The organism is Granulosicoccus antarcticus IMCC3135, from assembly GCF_002215215.1.
Lineage (GTDB): Bacteria > Pseudomonadota > Gammaproteobacteria > Granulosicoccales > Granulosicoccaceae > Granulosicoccus > Granulosicoccus antarcticus.
On sequence record NZ_CP018632.1, the window covers coordinates 2673324 to 2690631 of the forward strand.

The 17308-nt window shown below is 53.7% G+C and carries 19 protein-coding genes; 10 read left to right on the forward strand and 9 right to left on the reverse strand.

The features are described 5' to 3' along the window. Positions 1-3 precede the first annotated feature (3 nt). Both miaA and cysM read left to right on the forward strand, forming a co-directional pair. Positions 4-1008 carry a tRNA (adenosine(37)-N6)-dimethylallyltransferase MiaA gene (miaA, locus tag IMCC3135_RS11620; protein ID WP_236994773.1) on the forward strand — a complete coding sequence of 335 codons (1005 nt, stop codon included), beginning with the start codon at positions 4-6 and terminating at the stop codon, positions 1006-1008. Next, positions 1005-1922 (forward strand): cysteine synthase CysM, encoded by a 918-nt coding sequence (gene cysM, locus IMCC3135_RS11625; protein ID WP_236994774.1) that lies wholly within the window; start codon positions 1005-1007, stop codon positions 1920-1922. Before miaA ends, cysM begins: the two co-directional genes overlap by 4 nt. Before the next feature lie 84 nt (positions 1923-2006). On the opposite strand, the gene IMCC3135_RS11630 is transcribed toward cysM, so the two are convergent. Both IMCC3135_RS11630 and IMCC3135_RS11635 read right to left on the reverse strand, forming a co-directional pair. Then, on the reverse strand, positions 2007-2852 hold the full coding sequence (locus tag IMCC3135_RS11630; RefSeq protein ID WP_088917759.1) for an FHA domain-containing protein: 846 nt from the start codon (positions 2850-2852) through the stop codon (positions 2007-2009). A 170-nt stretch (positions 2853-3022) separates the two neighbouring features. Continuing rightward, the gene (locus IMCC3135_RS11635) at positions 3023-4399 is read right to left on the reverse strand and encodes a transglycosylase SLT domain-containing protein (protein ID WP_169727449.1); all 1377 of its coding nucleotides are present in this window, start codon (positions 4397-4399) and stop codon (positions 3023-3025) included. Positions 4400-4538: 139 nt separating this feature from the next. Between IMCC3135_RS11635 and IMCC3135_RS11640 the strand changes: the two genes are divergently transcribed. From IMCC3135_RS11640 to IMCC3135_RS11655, 4 genes are all read left to right on the forward strand, one after another. Continuing rightward, positions 4539-5345 (forward strand): methyltransferase domain-containing protein, encoded by an 807-nt coding sequence (locus IMCC3135_RS11640; protein WP_157735928.1) that lies wholly within the window; start codon positions 4539-4541, stop codon positions 5343-5345. 44 nt (positions 5346-5389) lie between these two features. Beyond that, complete coding sequence (gene rnhA / locus IMCC3135_RS11645; protein WP_088917761.1) at positions 5390-5830, forward strand: ribonuclease HI; 441 nt, start codon at positions 5390-5392, stop codon at positions 5828-5830. 31 nt (positions 5831-5861) lie between these two features. Then, complete coding sequence (locus tag IMCC3135_RS11650; protein ID WP_088917762.1) at positions 5862-6260, forward strand: IS66 family transposase; 399 nt, start codon at positions 5862-5864, stop codon at positions 6258-6260. A gap of 84 nt (positions 6261-6344) precedes the next feature. Continuing rightward, entirely contained in the window at positions 6345-7133 is a 789-nt protein-coding gene (locus IMCC3135_RS11655; protein ID WP_088917763.1) for a hypothetical protein, read from the forward strand. 117 nt (positions 7134-7250) lie between these two features. Here IMCC3135_RS11655 and IMCC3135_RS34030 read toward each other — a convergent pair whose 3' ends face one another. Beyond that, complete coding sequence (locus IMCC3135_RS34030; RefSeq protein WP_157735929.1) at positions 7251-7394, reverse strand: hypothetical protein; 144 nt, start codon at positions 7392-7394, stop codon at positions 7251-7253. Positions 7395-7636: 242 nt separating this feature from the next. Beyond that, positions 7637-8689, reverse strand: a complete 1053-nt coding sequence (locus tag IMCC3135_RS11660) for an ATP-grasp domain-containing protein (protein ID WP_157735930.1) — start codon at positions 8687-8689, stop codon at positions 7637-7639. A 333-nt stretch (positions 8690-9022) separates the two neighbouring features. Here IMCC3135_RS11660 and dnaQ point away from each other — a divergent pair, with 333 nt between their 5' ends. After that, complete coding sequence (gene dnaQ, locus IMCC3135_RS11665) at positions 9023-9751, forward strand: DNA polymerase III subunit epsilon (RefSeq protein ID WP_088917765.1); 729 nt, start codon at positions 9023-9025, stop codon at positions 9749-9751. A gap of 27 nt (positions 9752-9778) precedes the next feature. On the opposite strand, the gene smpB is transcribed toward dnaQ, so the two are convergent. Beyond that, positions 9779-10261, reverse strand: coding sequence for an SsrA-binding protein SmpB (gene smpB, locus IMCC3135_RS11670; RefSeq protein ID WP_088917766.1), 483 nt, complete (start codon positions 10259-10261; stop codon positions 9779-9781). A gap of 56 nt (positions 10262-10317) precedes the next feature. Between smpB and IMCC3135_RS11675 the strand changes: the two genes are divergently transcribed. Both IMCC3135_RS11675 and IMCC3135_RS11680 read left to right on the forward strand, forming a co-directional pair. Further along, on the forward strand, positions 10318-10749 hold the full coding sequence (locus tag IMCC3135_RS11675) for a type II toxin-antitoxin system RatA family toxin (RefSeq protein ID WP_088917767.1): 432 nt from the start codon (positions 10318-10320) through the stop codon (positions 10747-10749). Positions 10750-10803: 54 nt separating this feature from the next. Beyond that, positions 10804-11109: an RnfH family protein gene (locus tag IMCC3135_RS11680; RefSeq protein WP_205738008.1), complete on the forward strand. Its 306-nt coding sequence runs from the start codon at positions 10804-10806 to the stop codon at positions 11107-11109. Here the strand turns inward: IMCC3135_RS11680 and IMCC3135_RS11685 are convergent. Further along, positions 11094-11510 carry an outer membrane protein assembly factor BamE gene (locus tag IMCC3135_RS11685; RefSeq protein WP_088917768.1) on the reverse strand — a complete coding sequence of 139 codons (417 nt, stop codon included), beginning with the start codon at positions 11508-11510 and terminating at the stop codon, positions 11094-11096. The two genes, IMCC3135_RS11680 and IMCC3135_RS11685, sit on opposite strands and share 16 nt — an antisense overlap. A gap of 86 nt (positions 11511-11596) precedes the next feature. Between IMCC3135_RS11685 and fur the strand changes: the two genes are divergently transcribed. Then, a complete protein-coding gene (gene fur / locus IMCC3135_RS11690; RefSeq protein ID WP_088917769.1) occupies positions 11597-12040 on the forward strand; it encodes a ferric iron uptake transcriptional regulator in 444 nt (147 codons plus the stop codon). Here the strand turns inward: fur and recN are convergent. From recN to mutS, 3 genes are read right to left on the reverse strand one after another with little or no spacing between them, the layout of a single operon-like run. After that, the gene (gene recN, locus IMCC3135_RS11695) at positions 12004-13665 is read right to left on the reverse strand and encodes a DNA repair protein RecN (RefSeq protein WP_157735931.1); all 1662 of its coding nucleotides are present in this window, start codon (positions 13663-13665) and stop codon (positions 12004-12006) included. The genes fur and recN overlap by 37 nt on opposite strands. A 17-nt stretch (positions 13666-13682) precedes the next feature. Beyond that, entirely contained in the window at positions 13683-14546 is an 864-nt protein-coding gene (locus tag IMCC3135_RS11700; RefSeq protein ID WP_088917771.1) for an NAD(+) kinase, read from the reverse strand. Between the two features lie 55 nt (positions 14547-14601). Next, complete coding sequence (gene mutS / locus IMCC3135_RS11705; RefSeq protein ID WP_088917772.1) at positions 14602-17241, reverse strand: DNA mismatch repair protein MutS; 2640 nt, start codon at positions 17239-17241, stop codon at positions 14602-14604. Positions 17242-17308: the final 67 nt, after the last annotated feature.

A 17308-nucleotide genomic window follows, 5' to 3' on the forward strand; every position in this document is an offset into this window, starting at 1 on the left:
CCTGTGAACAATCCCCCCGTTATTTTTCTGATGGGGGCGACCGCCTGCGGCAAGACCGCTCTGTCCTTGTCCTTGGCACAGGCCCTGAATGCCGAGATAATCAGCGTGGATTCAGCGCTGGTTTATCGAGGACTGGATGTTGGTACTGCCAAGCCTTCGAGGCAGGAATTGGCGACTGTACCGCACCATCTGATCGATATCTGCGATCCCTGGGAGGTCTATTCTGCGGCGCGTTTTTGTCATGACGCATTGCAGATCATCGAGGCTATACAACGACGCGGCAAGCGTGTGTTGATGGTTGGCGGAACCATGCTGTATTTCAAGGCCCTTGAAGAAGGATTGGCGAAGCTCCCAGATGCAGACAATGCTGTGCGTGGCAAGTTGCTTCAAGAGGCTGAAAGGCTGGGGTGGGATGGCATGCATGCACAATTACAGTTGGTCGACCCTGAAGCCGCTGCACGTATTCATCCCAATGATCCACAGAGAATTCAGCGGGCGCTTGAGGTCTATCGAATTTCAGGCCAACCGATGAGTCAGCTACAGGCGGATACACGTTCGTTGCTGGAAGTTCCTCCGATTAAATTTGCGCTGGTGCCTGGCGATCGACAATGGCTGCATGAACGAATCAAGACACGTTTCGACATGATGATAACGAGCGGCTTTATCGATGAAATGCATGCCTTGCGCGAAAATGCCTTGATTCACGCCGAATTGCCAGCAATGCGTAGTGTTGGATATCGCCAGGCCTGGGAACACCTGGAGCTGCTTGCGGTCAATGGTGCATCTGTTGAGAATGTCGATGCTGGGCTCTGGATCGACAAGGCCGTTGCTGCAACCCGACAATTGGCAAAACGACAATTGACCTGGATACGTGGCATGAAAGAAGTCAATACTATCGCCTGCGATACTATGTCTCAGGTTTCACAAGAAGAATTTGTCCTGTCCGTTCTGCAGCACTGCAAGGCAGTCAAAGATGATTCGGCAGGCAACATGGAAAAGAACAAATGAGTGACTCAGTACCCGAGCTGACCATCCCTTCGCTAGTCAATCAGATTGGCCGTACGCGACTGGTTCCCATACAGCGGTTGGCTGCCAACACGCGAGGCAATCAGATATTTGGCAAGCTGGAAGGGGATAACCCTGCAGGTTCGGTCAAGGATCGGCCAGCAGCCAATATGATCGTTCAGGCCGAGGCGCGCGGCACCATCAAGCCCGGTGATACCTTGCTGGAGGCGACCAGTGGCAATACAGGTATAGCGCTGGCCATGGTGGCGGCCACCATGGGCTACAAGTTGAAGTTGTTAATGCCTGACAACATGACGGGGGAGCGAAAGTCCCTCATGACGGCCTATGGTGCCGAGCTGATTCTGGTTACCGAAGAGCAGGGCATGGAGTACGCCCGTGATCAGGCAGCTGCAATGGCGGCACGAGGTGAAGGTGTGGTGCTGGATCAGTTTGCAAATCCGGACAACTGGGGAGCTCACTACAGCAGCACTGGCCCTGAAATCTGGGAAGCTACCCAAGGCAAAATCACGCATTTTGTCAGCTCCATGGGCACCACGGGTACCATCATGGGTGTGTCACGCTACCTTAAAGAGAAGAACCCTGACATCCAGATTATCGGCGTGCAACCAGAGGACGGCTCCAGCATTCCGGGTATTCGTCGTTGGCCCGAAGCCTATCTGCCAGCCATCTATGAGCCGGCACGGGTTGATAGAATCATTGATGTCAATCAGGCGGAAGCCGAAGATATGGCTCGAAGCCTTGCACGAGTAGAAGGCATACTCAGCGGTGTTTCATCCGGGGGAGCCTTGCTTGCTGCGCTGAAGATGTTGCCGGAACTGGACAACGCCGTGATGGTGACTATCGTCTGCGACCGCGGCGACCGATATCTATCCAGTGGCTTGTTTCCAGCGAATTAGAGTAAAAGGGCCCTGAGAGCTTGCCCGAGAATAGCGACCGTAGTAGATCAGTCTATTCTCGACAGGCTCCTGATCCGATCTTGTTCAGGAAAGCATGAATTCCACGTCAATGCCGGCGACATTGAGTTGATCGCCACTGTGTAACAGCACCGGTTCATCCCCGATGACATCACGATTGAGTGTCGGTCTGTCGACACTGTCGTCGCTCTCGATATGCATCAGGAAATAACCATCCGGCTTTCGCATGATGGCCGCGATCTGGATGCCGGGTCTGCCAAGCGTTGTAACGGGCTTGTCAATTGGCAGAATCTGGCCCGATTTTGCACCGTTCTTGATTTCAATCACCGCACCCTTGGATGTGGCTGTCGTTGAATCCAGCTCAAGTATCGGCGATTGCGTCGCGGCGTTGGGCGGTGTGCTTGTTGTCTCTGGTTTGACGTCGGCGGCTGCAGGCAGCTCGGGCTCAGGACGGCTGTTGGCTTCCTGGCCAATACCCTGGTGTGCCTCGTTCAGAGACAATGGATCAATCTCGTCCATAGACTCGACATGTCCGTCACCGAAATCACTGGTAACCGGCAAATCTGAAATGCTGCTAGCCAGATTGTCGACATCGACATCAGCGAGAGGGGATTGCACTTTGCCAGATCGGAATGCCAACCGAATCTTGCCGATGACAATTTCGTCGTTGTCAAGAATAATCTGTCGTGTAACAGGTTGCCCATTGACGTAGGTACCGTTGGTACTGTTAAGGTCCTCTAGCCAGTACTCATCTGCCTCGAAAGTAATTCGGGCGTGACTACCGCTGACTGACAGGTCGGGAATACATACATCATTGGCGGAACGGCGGCCAATGGAGATGGTTTCCTGACCAGCGTCGAACGCAAGCTCGCTAACCTCGTTGTCTTCGTGAGTAACGATGATTGTGGTCATTAAAAGTCCCTGATGATCAAAGGTGGCGGTGTTGTGCCAAGGTTCGGTTTACGCATCGGTCAGACAGCCCGTAATTATTGGCAATTACGCCCGTTTCGTCAACTAACACAAATAACTGCCGAATTATTGGCATCATTGTGCGCTGTTTGATGCTCAATTGCATTGACCGGTTATATACCGGCAATGTTGGTGTCTACATTAATCAATAACCGTTCACCAGGGTGAATCAGTTCGCCGTCAAGTGTACGACCTTCGGCATCGAGAATGCTGTTCATGGGCACAGAAAAGCTTTGTGCAATGTCAGAAATTGTGTCACCGATTGTTACAACATATTCGATGTTACTGGCCGCGTTATCCGCCTCAAATCGTACTGCAAGCTCCTGTCCGATCTTGATGAACGAGTTGTTCAGTCCATTCAGATCCATTAAGTTTTGTTGTGAGAGTCTGTAGGAGCGGGCGATGGTGCTGATACTCTCGCCCGCTACAACCGTATGAGTCGCCGGTAGAGTGTAAAGATCACGAGGATCAATCGCTGTCACGGCACTGATCACCGACTCTGCATTGTCCTTCAGCACATAGATATGGTGAGGTCCTCCGGGTGGGGTGACGCCATGCACCAGTCCGGCATTGAGATGCCTGAGGGAAAATTCGGGTATGCCACTCGCAGCAGCCACTTTGTCCAGACTGGTCTGGCTGCCGAATTCGAGGACCTCAAAAGCGTTACCGCGAGCCAGTAGCGGTATTTCCAGGCCCGGAATTGAATCGTGTCGAAGCATGGCGACCAGTGCCAGGAATTTGGGCACATATTCGCGAGTTTCACGCGGAAGCTTCAACGACCAGAAATCGGTGGGCTGACCTGACTTCTCATTCCGTCTGATAGCGCTTCGAACTCTGCCGGGACCAGCATTGTAGGCGGCCAGTGTCAGGAGCCAGTCGCCATGAAATTCGGCATTGAGGTAGCTCAGGTAAGAGATGGCGGCATCAGTGGACTTGACAATATCTGAGCGTCCGTCGAACCACTGATTGCTGGAGATACCAATCTCCCGAGCCGTGATGGGCACGATTTGCCAGATGCCGGCGGCTTTTTCGGTGCTGTGAACATCGGGTTGATAGCCACTTTCGATTGCTGGCAACAGTGCAAGCTCTACAGGTAAATAACGTTTGTCGAGAGATTCCACGATGTGTCCGGCAAAGGGTGTCGCCCGGTTGAGGATTTTGCTGATCCAGAGGGCTTCACGCTGGTATTGTTGCCGATAGTTTTCAATCTGTGGCTTGTCGGGTATTTTCAGGCGCCTGGATTGCTGCACGAACTGCCAGACTGTCGTTGCAGGCTTCGAGGCGAGCGAATTTTTTACAGATTTCACCCCCGAATTACAACAGCCAGCGGCTGGTGTGGGGCTAACGCTGGGGTCGAATACTTGCGTGTCGCCAATCTCGCGCAGCATGAGGCGATCCATTTGCGCGGTATTACCTAAAGGCGGCAAAGCCGTGTTGTCCGCGTGGGCGAGGAGCGGTATTGTCAGTAACAATGCGGTCGTGAGGATCACGAAACCTGACATTAATGCCAAAGATAGTCGCTTTGGCGACGCTATACTGGTGTTGAGGGGAGTCAGGGCAGGCATTTTGATAAAATGCGGGCCGTATCCTAGTGCGTCTGAGGTCATCGAATATAACGGGTTGCTTGCGATGAAAAGTAAACGAACGGTACGACAGAGCCCCGTCTGGCTGGACGCCCAAGCGCCACTGGCACAATGGTACGCAACCGGACTGGGGCAGTCCATCGCGAAACGTCTGGAACTTGAAGTAGGTAGTCGTTTGGGTGATGTTTTTGGCTATCAGGGAGTGCAGGTTGGCAACCTGGTTCCCGGGTTGCATCTCTTGGAAGGCGCTGGTCTGCAGCGTCACCTCATGCTTGATGCACCGGGCAATGAGGCTGATATTCATGCCGATGTACTATCCCTGCCGATTGCCTCGGATACGATGAAAGCGGTGGCTTTTTTTCATACGCTGGATTTTTGTGACAATCCACATCAGGCATTGCGCGAAGCCGACCGTGTCTTGACTGACGATGGTCAGCTGATCATCATCGGCTTCAATCCCTATAGTGCCTTTGGTGCTCGGCATGCGCTCACAGCCTGGCGTCGTAGTGAGCCCTGGAATGGTCGTTTTTATGCACGGCACCGTGTAAGCGACTGGTTATCCGTACTGGATTACCGGGTGCTGGACAGTGCCGCCATGTTTATCCGCCCGCCGATCAACAGTGAGCGCGTATTGCGCCGATTGCACCGCATGGAAGGGCTGCAGCGCTGGCTGGGTGGTCTGGGAGGGCTGTACATCATGCGTGCCCGCAAGCAGACTATGCCTATGACCATGACACGTCAGTGGCGTCGGCCAAGAGCCGGAATGGCTGCATCCAGCTTTGCGCGGACAGGCGACAAGACGTCAGCACGCCCCAGAGCAACCGTTGCACGCATAGATCATCGACAACGTTAAAATACCTGCCTTCCTGACAGACAGCATTCAAAAACATAAATCATATGATTGAAATCTACACCGACGGTGCGTGTCGTGGCAATCCTGGCCCCGGCGGCTGGGGAGCTCTCATGCGTTCGGGCGAAAACGAAAAGGAATTGTGGGGTGGAGAGGCACACACGACCAACAATCGGATGGAGATGATGGCGGTCATAAAGTCGCTTGAAGCTCTGAAGCGGCCTAGCGAAGTGGTTCTGACGACTGATTCTCAATATGTTCGTAAAGGCATTACCGAATGGATTGAGGGCTGGAAGCGCAAGAACTGGCAAACATCGGCTCGCAAACCGGTCAAGAATGCAGATTTATGGGTAGAAATCGATACGCTGGCCAATAAACATACCGTCGAGTGGCGCTGGGTCAAAGGTCATAGCGGTCATGCAGAGAATGAGCGTGTCGATGATCTGGCTAATCGTGGGATCGATGAATTGAAGTTGAAAAAATCCTGATCTGATTCTGACTGGGCTGATCCTGGGTGCCATGATGCATCTTGGGTTGGTTAAACTGAGGCTCCCGTATCCGCTGCGTTTTGTGCTGGCTAATCATCCGCTAGTGTTGGGGAGGATCAAAGCGCTTTTCTATGCCCAGAACAACTGGGAGGCGTTGACAGCGTTTATGAAAAACGCGTCTTTGCCGGTGGACAATAACCCGGTGGAAAGCGCTATCAGGCCCTTTGCTCTTGGTCGAAAAAATTGGCTCTACACAGCCAGTCCTCGAGGGGCAAAGGCCAGTGCATTCATGTATACCCTCGTCGAGTCGGCAAAAGCCTGTGGGCTTGAACCCAGAGCCTATTTGCAGGCGCTGTTAGAGCGCTACCCGTTCGCGACAACCGAGGAAGAGCGTCGCCAATTGCTACCCATGTTTATTAAAATCGGCTGAGTCACTGGGTAGGGTAACTCTGCTGTTGGCTGCAGGAATACTTTGATGCTATCGTCTGCCGTCCATCTGAACCTTGTTCGCCGCATGACAGAATTGACAATTACATTGACCGGAGAGGTGAGAGAGTCCAATTTTGAGGAGTGGAAGGATGGGCTCGTCGAACGCATTCACGCGGTCGATACAACACTATCGGAAGATGACGACTTCAGTTCAGCGAACGACAGCATTCGGCAGTTTCGTGACGCGGAGCTGATGCTCAAGAACGCCAAGCAGGCGGCGCTAGAACAGGCAGCTGATATCAATCGCTTGTTCGACGCTGTGGATGCGGTCACTGAGGAGACGCGTCAGGCGAGACTCACGCTGGAGCGCAGAATTCGCGTTCGGCGCCAGGAACTCAAACAACAGGCGCTACAGGCTCACTTCGATAGCAATGCAGCCACGCTCGATGCGTTGACGACGGCTCAACAGGCTTTGTTCCAGGACCGCCAGTATTTACTTAGTCTTCCGTTTGATGAGCTGGAAAGCACGATCGCGGAACGCATCGGAGTCTGGCAGTCGACGCTCGCGGAGCCGGCAATACAATACGCCGCCAACTCATCCGATGCAACGGGTCACGATAACACTCAAAGTTTTGATAGCGCATCGATCGATGATAGTGGCATTGATGCAGAGCACTCATCGCGTTCTGCTGGTGAATCGATAGAGGGTAGCAGTGAGACAGGGGAGGCGAGCGACGATGTATCGCGCACCTGGCGTGTGGCGATCGATTTGTCAGCACCGCGAACAAAAGCTGATCAGGTTTTCACACGCGTGCGTGATCGCTGGAAAACCGACCGTGCGGTAGTCAGCATCGATTTGTTAGCGGTGGATTAGGGTGGTGGCTGAGAGTAAGTCAAGAACTGTTTTTGCTTGTCGGGCCTGAATTAAATCAGCGTTTTTTGAAAACAGGATGCAAAAAATAAAGGTCACCAGTGTGATGACCTTGTACGACTATTTTCCCAGCAGCTTGCTTTCGTTTTTCTTGGCAGCTTTTGCGGCTTTCTTTTCTTTTGGGGTTAGCAGCGCTTCTTTCTTGGTACTTTTCTTACTGTCTTGTCCTTTACTCATGATATTTTTCACCTGTTGTAATGTCATGAACCGAAGGCCAGTCAAAATCAACCTAAGGAACGGTTTGCCACCAGAGACTATAAATGCAAACAGTCAAATCAGTACGCAGCAACGTCTAGTATGGTTCTATAAAGGATCAATAGATAGGAACTTCCAAAACAAAGCGTCGTCATACTTAGCAAGAAAATAAATTCTTAATATCTAATATCCACGTTCGGTGAGTGTCGTGACCAGTGGGGTGAGTTGCGGGAATCGGGGCAGGGGTGTGCTCAGGAGGTGAGCAGCCTGGCTACTGACTGAGTACCAACGAATGCGCCTTCGAGTGGCTCATTGAAGCCGGATTGATCCCATCCCAGCCCGGCAAAGACGGATGCCAATGGCAGGTTGACGCCTGCCAGGCAGGCCATGGCCATACCGCCAGACATGCGTGGATTGATCTCCAGGATGGTTTGCTGGCCTTCGCTGTTCTCCCGGGTTTGCAGGTTGCACAGCCCGTCTAGCTGGTAGCGGGCGGCCAGAACCCTTGCCATTTCGATCGATGGGCTGGCGATCTCGATTTGCTGGGATTTTCCCAGTTTGGCGCGGCACACTGCGTGTAGCATCTGGCCGTTATGTGCGACAAAGTCGACACTTCGCTCGATTCCCGGCAAGTAGGGCATTAACAGCTGAGGTACTGGTTTTTCCGCTGCTGCCAGAGCATTGCGATAGGCGGCGAGCGAGATCCGAAAGCCTGCCTCTGGGTCATACGACAGTATCTGCGCCATGTCATCCAGACCCGGTTGGACTCGGCGAAAGCCTGAGCCGAAGATACCCTGTGCCGGTTTAACGCATAGTCCGTGGCTTGCGTTTCCATTCGTGCTCAAATCTGACCAGGCCGCGTCGAACTCGGCCAAAGTGCAGTATTCACGAAACACATGTCCGATAACACCCGCGTGATGAGTTTCCGGAGATCTGATATCTATCTGGAACTGGATCTTGTTATCCAGGAGTGCCCGCACTTCTGGGGCTGCGGTAATTTGCAGGCGTACCCCTTGTGCCGCGAACTCGGTTCGGAAGGCCCAGACTGCGTCCGTTTTTCGTTGCACAACAATCAGTGCAACCTGGTGTTGAATCGCCGTCTCCAGCACCCATTGTGCGTAGTCAGAGTCATCCAGATCGGCTGGTTCTTGCACGAATTCGTCTGCAATCTGCCGCACCGGGTTGTCAGTATCCACATGGCTTGCCATGAAAGACAAGCCTTGTGCGGCCGGGTCGGCGCGCATGATCGAAATCGCATCGCTGGTATTGGACAGGCCTTTTGTGAACCAGATTCTGGCGGGCATAGTACAAAGAGCCATCAGCAGCGAGGTGTGTCAGAGAGTGGGGGTGGGGCTCGGAATATGAGCCATCAGTGCACTTGCAACGCGAGTGTGCAGCACCGATCAAGTGTAGAGAGATTGTCGCAAGCCTGTTGGGTTTAGTCGCTCAGTCCCGCTGGATTTGCCTTGTTAACTGTAGTGTCTGAATAGCACACGCCTAGCGTCGTTTGTAACGCTCTTTCTTCGCTGATGCTGATACAAGGCGGCAGTTATTTACACTGTCATGCCTTATAATAGCCTCAGTAAAAATATTTTATGTATATGATAATTAAGAACTATTACGGTGTTTGAATAGTCATGAGTGGACAAAAAATAGGTAGTCGTGTCGTGTTTCTAGACACCGAGACCACAGGACTCGATCACAAAAGCGGGCATCGCATCATCGAAGTTGGTTGCGTTGAGATGCAGGATCGAAGGCTGACAGGCAATAATCTGCATATCTATCTACAACCTGATCGTGAGATTGATCCGGGTGCCATGGCTGTGCACGGTATCAGCAACGAATTCCTGATAGACAAGCCGCGTTTTGCCGAGATCGCTGACGAGTTGCGTGACTATCTTACTGGCGCAGAGCTGATCATCCACAATGCACCGTTTGACGTCGGATTTCTCGAGCACGAGTTTCGTCTGTGCAATGCACCTGTGAATCTGTCAGAGGTGTGCCGTGTCACCGACTCTTTGGCTATGGCACGCAAGCAATACCCCGGTCAGCGAAACTCGCTGGACGCCTTGTGCAAGCGCCTGGGCGTGAACAATGGGCACCGCACGCTGCACGGAGCTTTGCTGGATTCGGAAATTCTGGCCGATGTCTATCTGGTCTTGACCGGTGGGCAGACCAAGCTGTCACTGGATCAGGAAAGTTCATCCGGATCAGTGGTTGTCGATCTGGCCACTTCTGTGGATGTGAGCCAGTTGCGCAAGGTCATGGCCAACAGCGATGAGTTGCTGGGACACGACAAGTGGCTGGAACAGCTGAGAAAAGCCGAGGACGGCTGTGCCTGGGACAAGCTGGTGGCGAAACACTGAGTGTTGTCGCCACCGACAGGACAGGATTCAGTGCGTGCGCACAACCCGGGCCTTGTCTCGCTGCCAGTCTCTGTCTTTGATAGAGGCCCGCTTGTCGAACTCCTTCTTGCCTTTACCAATGCCGATTTCGATCTTGACCTTGCCGTTTTTCCAGTACATGGACATGGCGACAATGGTGTATCCCTTGCGCTCTACAGCGCCGGTGAGACGTGACAGCTCGCGGCGATGTAGCAAGAGTTTGCGACGACGCTGGTTTTCTGCGACATAATGGGTGGAAGCAGAGTTGAGGGGGTTGATATTGCAACCGTACATCCAGGCTTCACCACGAAACAGTTGCACATACGCATCCACCAACTGCACGCGACCCTCGCGCAGACTCTTGACTTCCCACCCTTGCAGGGCCAGGCCAGCTTCGAATTTTTCATCGATTTTGTAATCGTAGGTTGCGCGCTTGTTGCGAGCAATGAGCGCGCCGCCTGAGATCTTATTGCTTTTATTCTTTTTTGCCATAACCCATTATACGTCCCGTTCGCTCTTCAGAGCGGCTGAACCACAACGACAAATTCATGCCAACCATTGCTCGCTCAGCACTAGTTTCTCATTCCGCCGCAGAAATGTACGGTCTCGTACGTGATATTGGGTCTTATCCCACTTTTCTGCCCTGGTGTCAGGCTGCTACGGTCGCCGAGCAGAGCGAAGAGCACCAAGTCGCCTCGATCACCATCGATCGACGTATGCAGGGAGCACGTTTTACCACGCGAAACCGTCTTGTGGTCAACGAGGCTATTCATATGTCGTTGGTTGACGGTCCGTTTCGACAGTTAAACGGTGTCTGGAAGTTCAAGGCAATTGATGAGGACGCCTGCCGTGTTGAGCTGGAGATCGAATTCGAATTCAAGAGCCGTATCTTTGCGGCGCTGATGGGAACCGCTTTTTCAAAAATTTGCGACACCATGGTGGCTGCATTCGTCAAACGTGCCGATGATATTCAATCATGATCATCCTGAAAGCATTTTTTCCGGGCCTGGCGTGATCACGCCGTGAGGCAAGCCGTGCCCCCGGAGTACCTGGACGTGCAGGTGGTGTTAGCCATGCCTCAGGTTCAATACCTCAAGACTTTGAGTGTTCCTGTCGGCACAACAGCCAGAGAGCTGGTGTTGATGGCTCTGGATGCCGGCCTGGTGCCGACAACCGCGTCAATAGACATCGAGCCTGCCAATGCGCCGCTAGGCGTTTTCAGTGAGTCGGTAGCAGATGACTACCCGTGCGCGCAGGGCGATCGGGTAGAGATCTATCGTCCGCTTCAGCAGGACCCCAAGGAATTGCGCCGACAGCGCGCCCGTCAGTCAAGTTCCTGATACGGCGTATCGTCCGTTGATTCCTTGTCTATCAGTTCCCACCAGTAACGCTTTTCGGGGAGCTCACCGGTCTCGGTATCCTGATTGCTGTCAATCTGAGCGACAAGGTTGTCTTCGAATATGATGGACACCCGACGAGCCTTGACGGCGGAACCAGCCGGGCCACGGGTAAAGACATAATCCCATCGATTGCCCTTGAACGGCGTATTGACTACCGGTGTGCCGATGAGTTCGCGAACCTCTTCGCGCTCCATACCGACGATGACACGGGCCAGTTGCTGTTCATTCAGCAGGTTGCCTTGCTGAATACTGATTTTGTGGGCACTGGGCAGCCAGAAGGGGTCTCCGGCGCATGCTGATAGCAGAAATAGCATCATCGCCAGGCAGGTAGCACTACGCATAGTAGAAGTCCATGAGAACGGGGGAGAGATTGTCGTATACTTTAGTACGGATTTCCAACGGCGGACTTTACTGTAGTGGCAACACAATGACACATAATCAGACCATTTCACGAGACTTACGCAAGGCCGGTCTGAAGGTCACTTTGCCCAGGTTGAATATACTCGAGATTCTTGAAGGGGCAGAACAGCATCATATGAGTGCTGAAGATGTCTACAAGGCATTACTAAAGCAAGGAAGTGATGTAGGTCTGGCAACAGTTTACAGGGTGCTGACACAGTTCGAGGCAGCTGGTTTGGTTACCCGGCACCATTTCGACGGTGGACAGGCCATCTTTGAACTCGACACAGGCGATAATCATGATCATATCGTCTGCATGAAATCTGGAAAAGTATCTGAATTCAAGGACGAGTTGATCGAAAAGCGACTACGTGAGATCGCCGAAGAGCTGGGTTACTCACTGACTGACCACAAGATCATTCTGTATGGCGTCTATCATGAAAATGATGATGCGGAGTCCAGCATTTCCTGAGCATGCTGACGACTTTTGGTGGTGACTTTTGCGCCACCGAGCATGCGGGCGATCTCATCCCTGATTTTGGTGGCCTCCAGAGGCTGAACTGACGTTTTCGTCTTGCCGCGGGCCACTTCTTTTTTGATCAGCATGTGGTGGTGTGCCTGGGAGGCCACTTGTGGCAAGTGCGTGACACAAAGAACCTGTGATTTCTGGCCTACCTGTCTCAGTAATTGCCCCACGGTTGTTGCCACGGCACCGCCCACTCCCGAGTCTACTTCGTCGAATACCAGAGTCGGCATGGCGTGGGAGTCGAGCGCTGCAAGCGTCATACACAGGCTTATACGGGACAGTTCGCCACCGGATGCAACTCGTGACAGCAGGGCAGGGCTGACGCCCGGGTTGGGGCTGACCAGGAAATTGACATTGTCATTGCCCAGTCGGTGTGGCGCGTCGGTATCTGTCTTCAGGCTGATTTCGAAGACTCCACCTGTCATATTCAAGCCCTGCATGGACTCGGTAATGGTTTTAGCTAGTATCTTGGCGTGCTTGCGGCGATGGCGGGACAGTTTCGCCGCTTCGTTGTCGTAAATACTACGTAACGCATCTCGTTCACGCAGAAGCTCATCGCCTGCCATATTCGGGTCGGTCAGCGTGTCGAATTCTTCACGCAGTGCCTGTTCGACGGTGGCAAGTTCGGCCATTTGGCATTGGTGCTTGCGAGCCAGGGAATGCAGGGCACCCAGTTTCTGGTCCAGCCAGGACAGGCGAGTGTCGTCGTGTTCCAGTCTGCCCAGGGTGCTGCGGACCAGATGACTGGCTTCTGCCAGCTGAATAGCTGCAGACTCGACAAGATCCAGTGCTTCACGCAGCTGCTCATCGATTTGTACGAGTTCACTCAGGGCGGGGGTCGCCTTGTTGAGTGCCGGGCAGGCGACGTCATCAATGGCCTGCAGCGATTGCTCACCCAGAGTCAGTATGCGGTCGCTACTGGCTAACCAGCGGTGTTCGGACTCGATGTCCTTCACGGTGTTGGGGCCGATGTCCAACTCGTCGAATTCCTGCAGTTGAAAGCTCAACATATCAATGCGTTGTGAACGTTCAGCAGCATTGCGCTCCTGGTTTACCAGGGCTTCATTTGCTACATGCCAGCTTGCATAGGCTTTGGCGACGCGGTCAAATTGCACACCGCCAGCAAATCGGTCCAATAGCTGCCGTTGTTGGGCAGATTTGCCAAGTGTCTGATAGGCGTGCTGGCCATGAATGGTGACCAGTTGTTCGCCCAGCGCCCGCAGTGTTTGTACCGACACAGGCAGATCGTTGATGGTTGCACGTGATTTGCCATTGGCGGAAAGAGAGCGCCGTATCAGGCAGTCATCTTCAGCATCCAGTTCATTGGCGGCCAGCCACTGGGTAACGTGTGGCAGTTGATCGAGATTAAAACTTGCCGTGATATCGGCACGCTCAGCACCCTGTTGAATGGAATCGGTGTTGGCGCGAGCTCCCAGTACGAGCCCGAGAGCATCAAGCAATATTGATTTGCCAGCGCCAGTTTCGCCGGTCAAGGCTGTCATACCCGGCTCGAGTTCCAGCTCCGAAGAGTCGATGATGGCAAAGTGCCGGATATGCAGATGGGTAAGCAATGGTTGGTCCCGAAGGGTTAGCCCCAGTTAAGCTTCTCGCGCAAAATGCGATGGTAATCGTAGTTTTCAGGGTGCAGCAGTCGTACGCGGTTGGCGTTACGTTTGACTTCTATCATGTCGCCCAGCATGGCATCCATATAAATTTGACCATCGCAGACGACCTGTGCCTTGGCCACATCATCGTCCCAGAGGTGAACCCGAATGGTGGACTCGGCATCGACCATCAAAGAACGACTGGTCAGTGTATGAGGGCAGATCGGCTGGACGACCAGCGCGTCAATGGTGGGACCGACAATAGGGCCACCATTCGACAATGAATAGGCTGTACTGCCAGAGGGTGTGGCGATAATCAGGCCATCTGCACGTTGGTGTGTGACCAGTACGTCATCGATGATGACGTCAAAGTCCATGATCTGCAGCAAGTCACGAACACGAATGACCGTGTCATTGAAGGCGAAGGAATCTGCGACACACTCGCCGTCGCGCAGAATTCGGGTTCTGAGCATGGCGCGGTGTTCTTCGATGTACTGACCCTTGACGATCTGGATAAGCTCTTCCAGGCCGCCATCGGGGGACACATCGACCAGGAACCCGAGTCTGCCGCGATTGATGCCGACAATGGGAACGTCATGGTTTACCAGTGAGCGCGCAGCGCTGAGCAAGGTGCCATCGCCGCCTATGACGACGGCCAGGTCGCAGGTTTCACCGATGACGCTAGTGGGAACCGTGGGTGGTTCGCCTTCCAGCAGACCTTGAGTGCTGTTGTCGAGCACCACTTGAACATCGAGCGCCTCTAGGCATCCGATTACATCAGCAAGTGTATTGGCAACGCTCTCATCGCTGAACTTCACGATGAGGCCTGCCCGTGAGAATTTTGTCATCGCTCTAAGTTAGCACGCCAAGATGACAGCTGCCACGTAATGGCTCGCAACACTGTCAGGATTTCCAGTTCGCCAGGTCGCTCATTGCATAAAGATGCTGGAGAGCGTTCCGCGGTGTGATTGTGTCCAAGTCTAGCTCGGAGATATAGTCTTGCAAGGCCCCACCGGGGCTGAAGAGGTCCAATTGTGCCGTTTTCGCAGTTCCGGCAACGACGCGTGCATTATCATCCACTTTGCTCTCTATTGGTTCGGGGGCGCCAATCTTGTAATGATCCGATTCGACGGTATCTGCAACAGAATGCTCCTCCAGGGCCGCAAGTCGCTCCCGCGCATATCCCAGGGCAGTATCCGGCAAACCTGCCAGTTCCGCCACTTGCAGGCCGTAACTACGGTCGGTTGCGCCCTTTTTTATGCTGTGCATGAAAATTATTCTGCCATCGTGCTCCACTGCGTCGAGATGGACGTTTTCAATGTTTTCATGCTGTTCTGCCATGGCGGTCAGCTCGAAATAATGTGTCGCGAAAAGGCATAGAGATCGATTATTCTGCGCCAGGTGCTCAGCACAGGCCCAGGCTAGTGCCAATCCGTCATAGGTACTGGTCCCGCGACCCACTTCGTCCATCAGTACCAGGCTGTTGGGAGAGGCGTTACGCAGAATGTGGGCGGCTTCGGTCATTTCTACCATAAAGGTGGATTGACCTCGGGCAAGGTCGTCTGAGGCGCCGATGCGGGTAAAGATACGATCAATCGGACCGATGGTGGCTGCACTGGCGGGAACGTGACTGCCGGTATGGGCTAATAGGGCGATCAGCGCCGTCTGGCGCATGAACGTCGATTTACCACCCATGTTCGGCCCGGTAATCAGTAGCATCCTGCACTGTTCATCCAGGTGCGTTGGGTTGGCAACGAACGGGTCGTCAATCAGCGCTTCAATGACCGGGTGTCGTCCAGCTTCAATGGCGATGCCGGTCTCCAGGCTCAATTGTGGGCGACACCAGTCGTGCTCAGCTGCAATGCGTGCAAAGCTGTTGAGTACATCAAGCTCGGCGATGGTCGTCGCCATGCTGCGCAGGGTCGCGAGCTCCTGCTTCAGTGTTTCCAGAACGTTGGCATACAGTTCTCGTTCCCGAGCCAGTGCCTTTTCACGCGCCCCCAGAACCTTGTCTTCATGCTCCTTGAGCTCGGGAGTGATGTAACGCTCGGTACTCTTGAGAGTCTGGCGTCGTATGTAGTGCGCAGGCGGTTCGCTTTGGCGATTGGTTTCGATATAGAACCCGTGAACACGGTTGTAGCCCACCTTGAGGGAACTGATGCCTGTTGATGCCTTTTCGCGCTGCTCCATTTGAGCCAGAAAATCGCTTGCATCACCACTTAGCGAGCGCAGTTCGTCCAGCTGGGCATCGTAACCATCGGCTATGACGCCTCCATCACGTAGAACGACGGGAGGATTTTCACGAATGGCAGATTTCAGGAATTTGTCAGCAGTGGTTGGCTGCTGCAGGACCTCGAGGATATTCTTCAACGCGTCGGCGTGCGCTGGTTCACTGCGACCAGGGTTTTGTAAATGTTGCAAAAGCTCGGGCAGGCATTCCAGGCTCAATCGCAGTCGTTCCAGTTCACGCGGTTGGGCACTTCCCAGCAATATGCGAGTGGTGATGCGTTCCATGTCGTGCATGTTTGCCAGTACTTTTGCGACCTCTGCACAGGTGTCGTCCTGCATCAGTGCGCCGACCCGGTCCTGTCTCTGGCAAATCTGCTCTCTATTTCGTATCGGTTGTTGTAGCCATGCGCGCAGTTTGCGAGTGCCCATGGGGTTGGCTGTGCGATCGATCACACTGAACAGTGTGTTGGATTCCTGTTGGCGCGCATTCTCGACAAGCTCCAGATGGCGTCGTGTTCCGGGATCCAGAATGACCGTATCAGAGGCGTTTTCAACTCGCATGTTCGCCACTTGCTCGAGCGCGTTGAGCTGTGTCTCACGGGCGTATCCCAATGCCACCGCTGCAGCACTGATCGCGAGTGTCAGGTTCTCGCAACCGAATGCCTCCAGGTTGCGGACCTTGAAGTGTTCGGTCAACGATTTGCGAGCTGCAGCCTGGTCGAACAGCCATGGGGCTCTGCTGCGGCGGGTGTAGTTGGAAAATTCGCTTTGCAAGCGACTGTCTTCGCCAAGCAGCAGTTCGGCAGGGTCCAGCCTTGCCAGTTCGGCCTGTAGTCGGGGTAAGTCTTCCACCTGCATGACAGCCAGATCGCCAGCTGCGACATCAAGCGCGGCAATGCCGAAGCCTTCACGGCCTTCACTGACGCAAACCAGAAGGGCCACGGCACGCGAAGCCAGTAGCGACTCTTCGGTCAGAGTGCCGGGCGTAATAACACGCACCACTTCACGAGTAACCGGACCTTTGTTGGTTACGGTTCCCGTCTGTTCGCAGATAGCGACCGAGAGTCCCATTCTGACCAGTCGGCCCAGGTAGTTGTCCGCGGCGTGATAAGGAATGCCGGCCATCGGAATCGGTTCACCGCCGCTTTTGCCACGAGCGGTGAGCGTAATGTCCAGAAACTGGGCTGCCCGCCTGGCATCATCGAAGAATAATTCGTAGAAATCGCCCATGCGGTAGAACAACATGGAGTCTGGGTGCTGTGCCTTGATGCCCAGGTACTGCTGCATCATGGGGGTATGTGTGCTGTTCGTCATGAGGCATAGTGTACTCAGTGTGCGAGCTTGTGAGAGAGGAGAGGGCAAAGACAATGGGTGAAAAAAA

What these genes read in the sequence shown, in the direction of transcription:
- IMCC3135_RS11655 (WP_088917763.1), top strand. Translation starts at nt 6,345, where the DNA reads ATGACAGAATTGACAATTACATTGACCGGAGAGGTGAGAGAGTCCAAT.
- rnhA (WP_088917761.1), top strand. Translation starts at nt 5,390, where the DNA reads ATGATTGAAATCTACACCGACGGTGCGTGTCGTGGCAATCCTGGCCCC.
- IMCC3135_RS11660 (WP_157735930.1), bottom strand. Translation starts at nt 8,689, where the DNA reads ATGCCCGCCAGAATCTGGTTCACAAAAGGCCTGTCCAATACCAGCGAT.
- IMCC3135_RS11700 (WP_088917771.1), bottom strand. Translation starts at nt 14,546, where the DNA reads ATGACAAAATTCTCACGGGCAGGCCTCATCGTGAAGTTCAGCGATGAG.
- cysM (WP_236994774.1), top strand. Translation starts at nt 1,005, where the DNA reads ATGAGTGACTCAGTACCCGAGCTGACCATCCCTTCGCTAGTCAATCAG.
- IMCC3135_RS11675 (WP_088917767.1), top strand. Translation starts at nt 10,318, where the DNA reads ATGCCAACCATTGCTCGCTCAGCACTAGTTTCTCATTCCGCCGCAGAA.
- IMCC3135_RS11630 (WP_088917759.1), bottom strand. Translation starts at nt 2,852, where the DNA reads ATGACCACAATCATCGTTACTCACGAAGACAACGAGGTTAGCGAGCTT.
- fur (WP_088917769.1), top strand. Translation starts at nt 11,597, where the DNA reads ATGACACATAATCAGACCATTTCACGAGACTTACGCAAGGCCGGTCTG.
- IMCC3135_RS34030 (WP_157735929.1), bottom strand. Translation starts at nt 7,394, where the DNA reads ATGACATTACAACAGGTGAAAAATATCATGAGTAAAGGACAAGACAGT.
- IMCC3135_RS11650 (WP_088917762.1), top strand. Translation starts at nt 5,862, where the DNA reads ATGATGCATCTTGGGTTGGTTAAACTGAGGCTCCCGTATCCGCTGCGT.
- IMCC3135_RS11685 (WP_088917768.1), bottom strand. Translation starts at nt 11,510, where the DNA reads ATGCGTAGTGCTACCTGCCTGGCGATGATGCTATTTCTGCTATCAGCA.
- mutS (WP_088917772.1), bottom strand. Translation starts at nt 17,241, where the DNA reads ATGACGAACAGCACACATACCCCCATGATGCAGCAGTACCTGGGCATC.
- IMCC3135_RS11640 (WP_157735928.1), top strand. Translation starts at nt 4,539, where the DNA reads ATGAAAAGTAAACGAACGGTACGACAGAGCCCCGTCTGGCTGGACGCC.
- dnaQ (WP_088917765.1), top strand. Translation starts at nt 9,023, where the DNA reads ATGAGTGGACAAAAAATAGGTAGTCGTGTCGTGTTTCTAGACACCGAG.
- smpB (WP_088917766.1), bottom strand. Translation starts at nt 10,261, where the DNA reads ATGGCAAAAAAGAATAAAAGCAATAAGATCTCAGGCGGCGCGCTCATT.